This window comes from Cronbergia sp. UHCC 0137 (assembly GCF_034932285.1).
Classification (GTDB): domain Bacteria; phylum Cyanobacteriota; class Cyanobacteriia; order Cyanobacteriales; family Nostocaceae; genus Cronbergia.
This window is the reverse complement of record NZ_JAYGHC010000022.1, coordinates 90,788-95,213: the sequence shown is the minus strand read 5'-3', so window position 1 is coordinate 95,213 and position 4,426 is coordinate 90,788. Positions and strand designations below refer to the sequence as shown.

Here is a 4,426-nt window from a genome sequence, read left to right as displayed (position 1 = left end):
TAACAAAGACATTTTTATAAAAAAATATTTTTCGACAACTGCGGGGCAAGGGTAAAGAAGAGAGCGCAAAAGAGCAAGAGAATAGAGGTCTATGAAGACCTGGGGAAAGCAACCACACGAAAACCCACGTGTCCGTACCTATTGTCACGAGAGTACCAATTGCGATACCCAGAGCGACAAGACCTAGCATTGCCCACCCAAGAACCACTGCGCAGCAACCTATATTGATAATCATTCCCATTTATCCAGGCTCTACCATCGGTGGGAGCATTTATATAATTTTCGTGCCACACATCTTCGCACCATTCCCATACATTACCATGCATATCAAATAATTGCAAGGCATTGGGCGGAAATTTTCCTACATCTGTTGTTTGTTCACGATAAACACCTTTTTTCACTGAATTATAAGGATAGTTACCATTATAATTAGCCTGGTCTGTGGTGATAGTCTTACCAAAATAAAATGGAGTAGTAGTTCCTGCACGACAAGCATACTCCCATTCAGCCTCACTAGGTAAACGGTAATTTTTCCCGGCTTTTTTCGATAACCTCGCACAAAACTCCTGTGCGTCATCCCATGATACTTTTTCCACAGGTCGATTACCACCTTTAAAATATGATGGGTCTGGGTTTAAATCAATTTTCACCTTTGCTAAACTAGCTACAGCTTTCCATTGCGCTTGGGTAACAGGGTATTTCCCCATTAAAAAAGGTTTGATAGTAACTTGGTGTTGGGGACTTTCATTAGAATTTCTTTCCGGTTCATTTTCTGGTGAACCCATGATAAAAGTCCCTCCAGGAATAGAAACCATTTCTAAAATTATCCCATTCCCCAAATTTTCAGAAGTTAAAGAAATTAACAACCGTTTTTCTATTGCGTCTGTATCTGCTGGTGTCAGTCCTAAATATTGACGAAACTCTTGTAAATCTTGAACTACTCTCTGACTAAAGGGATATTGTTGATTTACCGCAGCTATAAAAATTTGTTCGTATTCTTTTAATTTATTTTCTCGTTCCCGTTCCTGTGCTTGTCGCTGTCGTTCCTGTTCCTGTCTTTGTAACTGTGCTTGTCGTTCCCGTTCTCGATAGGGTTTCAACACTGCTTCCCTAATTTGTTTTGCTTCTGCTGGAGATAAACCCAATTGAACTTGCTTGAGTTCCAACATTTTTAAAGCAATAACCGAAAACTCACCCTGTCCTCTTTCTACGCGACTTTCAGCTTCTTGAAAATATATCTGTTTATTAGAACTATTAACAACTACAGTCGGTGATAAAGTTGTATTTCCTGAAATGGGTAAAATATTTGGTGGAACTGATGATATGGTTGACGAGTTCAAAGCCTGTAGAGCTTCTTGAGCATTTTGATAACGTAAACTATAGTGACGACGCACCATTTTAGTCAAAACTTGGGCTAAATGGTCACTTACCCGCGCTTGTTCTCGCCATACTAATTCTACTGTTTGCGGGTCTTCTTCTATTTGGTGCGGTTGTAAACCTGTGATTGCTTGAATTGCGGTGACACCCAAAGCATAAATATCACTAGCGAAAACCGTTTTACCTCTGGTTTGTTCCGGCGACATATATCCAACAGTACCAGCCATCATCGAAGTTTGTAAACTCCCCCGACTATTCATCATTTGGGAAGCCAGTTCTTTAACAATGCCAAAGTCAATTAAACAGACTTTACCATCTTGTTGTCGCCGAATCAAGTTGGCTGGTTTAATGTCGCGGTGAATTACTCCTTGCTGGTGAACAAAAGCTAAAACCCCTAAAGCATCTTGTAGTAACTTAGTAATATATCCTTCACTCAAAGGCTTTCCGGGGATGATTTCATTTTCTAAAACCTGTCCCTGGATAAATTCTTGGACAATATAGAAATTTTGCTTTTCTTGAAAATGGGCTAAAAGTTCGGGAATTTGGGGATGTTTACCTAAATTTTCTAATATTCTCGCTTCTTTTTCAAAAAAATCCGCCGCTAGGGTGTTGAGGTGTTGGGGTAAAAGTTCTTTAACTACACACTGAGGTTTGCTGGGTTTTTGATGGTCTTTAGCTAAATAGGTTGTTCCAAAACCTCCTTGACCTAATGCGCGAATGATTTCATAACGACCTGATAGCATAGTCAAGATACACCTAATCACCAATACCTAATTTTACACGGAGTTAAAGTTTTTCGCAATTAAATAATTAACCCAAATTGCTGCTGACTTCCCAACCTAAGAAGTTGTTTGAGAAGAACCAGAGTCAAAGTCCCCCTTTTTAAGGGAGATTTAGGGGGATCTAACCCATATTTATAACCCAACAAATGCGTCGGGTTGTGCTGTCGCTTAACCCAACCTTGTATCTATTTCAGAATAACCTAAACATTGACCACCGATTTTTTCTAAAGCAATTCTAAATCCACCAATACCTGCAAATAGATCAACAAAAGTAAATTTATTGGGATAAATTACTAATTGTAAAGGTAATTCTATTTGTTTTGATATTGGGGAAAGTAAAGGTTTCATTAGTGTCAATTAATAATATCAAATAAATATTAAACCATTTTTCAGTAAATTGAAAGGTAGCCAGACGGGAAATACCATTTAACCGTAATTCCTGTTGACGATGGAGTTTAGTAATTAGTTCTGCGGTGAGGGGCGATCGCTTTTCTACAAGAGGCTGCGCCAAGGAATGTACAATAGAAGAAAATGCCATAAATTCTCTGCTTAACCAGAACTACGGAATAGGCAAAAGTATAATATTTTACCTAAGTCATCTAAAATCGTTTATATTTAACTAATCACGGCAGAATTGAGAAAGGCGAAAAATATTCATTTTCTGTTCCCTTGCTAATTTTTGTATAATAGAAATATTTATTCAATACCTTGTCCATTTTTTGTAGGTCGGGTTAAGCGACAGCGCAACCCGACGTATTTGTTGGGTTTCGTACCTCAACCCAACCTACAGATCAAGACTTTTTTCAATTTGGACAAGGTATTGTTATTAAAATGTCTTTAATACTAGATACTAAGAGTTGAGCTACCTTCCCTATGGGACGCTATGCGATACCTCAACGGTGAGCTTGGCTAACGCTCTCAATCACATTAACCTTTAAAATGTCCTCCATCACCCTTGAAATTTTCATCATTTTGGTGTTAATCATTGCCAACGGCATATTTTCGATGTCTGAAATGGCGATTGTCTCATCACGGAAGGCCAGACTCCAACAATTAGCTAATCAAGGAGATATTAAAGCACGGGCAGCATTGAAGTTAGCTGAATCTCCAAATCACTTTTTGTCTACCGTTCAAATTGGCATTACCCTGATTGGCATTATGACAGGTGCCGTAGGTGGGGCAACATTAGCTGAACGAATAGCAGTTTATATCAAGCTGATTCCCTTTTTAGCCGCCTATAAACAACCGATTTCCTTTGGGATAGTCGTTATAATCATCACTTATTTTTCCCTAATTGTCGGTGAATTAGTCCCAAAGCGTTTAGCATTAAACAGCCCAGAAAGGATTGCGTCAATTGTAGCCATTCCCATGCGTGCCTTAGCTTCCCTTGCTTCCCCAGCCGTGCATCTTTTAAGTGCTTCTACAGACATGGTACTGCGGATTTTAGGGATTACACCTTCTACCGAACCCCAGGTAACTGAAGAAGAAATTAGAATTTTAATTGAACAAGGTACGGAAGCGGGGACATTTGAGGAAGCAGAACAGGATATGGTGCAAAGGGTTTTTCGTTTAGGCGATCGCCCTGTTAGTTATTTAATGACACCAAGACCTGATATCGTTTGGTTAGACTTAGACGATCCTCCAGAAGAAAATCGCCAGAAAATCATTGAAAGCGCCTATTCACGTTATCCAGTTTGCCAAGAAGGATTAGATAATGTCCTGGGTGTGATCCCCGTCACTGACTTATTAGCCAGATGTTTCCACAATGAACCCCTAGACTTGACAATGGGATTACGTCAACCTGTATTTGTGCCAGAAAGCACCAGAGGATTAAAAGTTTTAGAGTTATTTAAGCAAACTGTAACTCACATGGCTCTAGTAGTTGATGAATATGGCGTGATTCAAGGATTAATCACCCTTAACGACATTATGAGCGAAATCGTGGGAGATGTCCCTGCTGGACCCGGACAGGAAGAACCTCAAGCTGTACAACGAGAAGATGGTTCTTGGCTGTTAGATGGGATGTTACCTGTGGAAGATTTTTTGGAACTGTTCAATCTCGAAGAGTTGGAAACCGACGAAAGAGGTAGTTATCAAACTTTGGGTGGTTTTGTCATTACCCATTTAGGACGTATTCCCGCAGCAGCCGATCATTTTGAATGGGAAGGTATGCGTGTGGAAGTGATGGATATGGATGGAAACCGTGTTGATAAGGTGTTAATTGTCCCAAGATTACATCAGGTAACGGAGATGAAAGTGGATTAAAT

The 4,426-nt window shown here is 39.7% G+C and carries 4 protein-coding genes; 1 reads left to right on the top strand and 3 read right to left on the bottom strand.

Annotation, left to right across the window (positions count from 1 at the left end):
* Positions 1 to 89: 89 nt before the first annotated feature.
* The 3 genes from VB711_RS13560 to VB711_RS13550 all read right to left on the bottom strand — a co-directional run bounded on the left by VB711_RS13560 (position 90) and on the right by VB711_RS13550 (position 2,697).
* On the bottom strand, positions 90 to 2,120 hold the full coding sequence (locus tag VB711_RS13560; RefSeq protein WP_323286597.1) for a bifunctional serine/threonine-protein kinase/formylglycine-generating enzyme family protein: 2,031 nt from the start codon (positions 2,118 to 2,120) through the stop codon (positions 90 to 92).
* Positions 2,121 to 2,327: 207 nt separating this feature from the next.
* Entirely contained in the window at positions 2,328 to 2,507 is a 180-nt protein-coding gene (locus tag VB711_RS13555) for a DNA cytosine methyltransferase (RefSeq protein WP_323286596.1), read from the bottom strand.
* A complete protein-coding gene (locus VB711_RS13550; protein WP_323286604.1) occupies positions 2,437 to 2,697 on the bottom strand; it encodes a hypothetical protein in 261 nt (86 codons plus the stop codon). The genes VB711_RS13555 and VB711_RS13550 overlap by 71 nt, the downstream gene beginning before the upstream one ends.
* A 401-nt stretch (positions 2,698 to 3,098) precedes the next feature.
* Between VB711_RS13550 and VB711_RS13545 the strand changes: the two genes are divergently transcribed.
* A complete protein-coding gene (locus VB711_RS13545) occupies positions 3,099 to 4,424 on the top strand; it encodes a hemolysin family protein (protein ID WP_323286595.1) in 1,326 nt (441 codons plus the stop codon).
* Positions 4,425 to 4,426 lie beyond the last annotated feature (2 nt).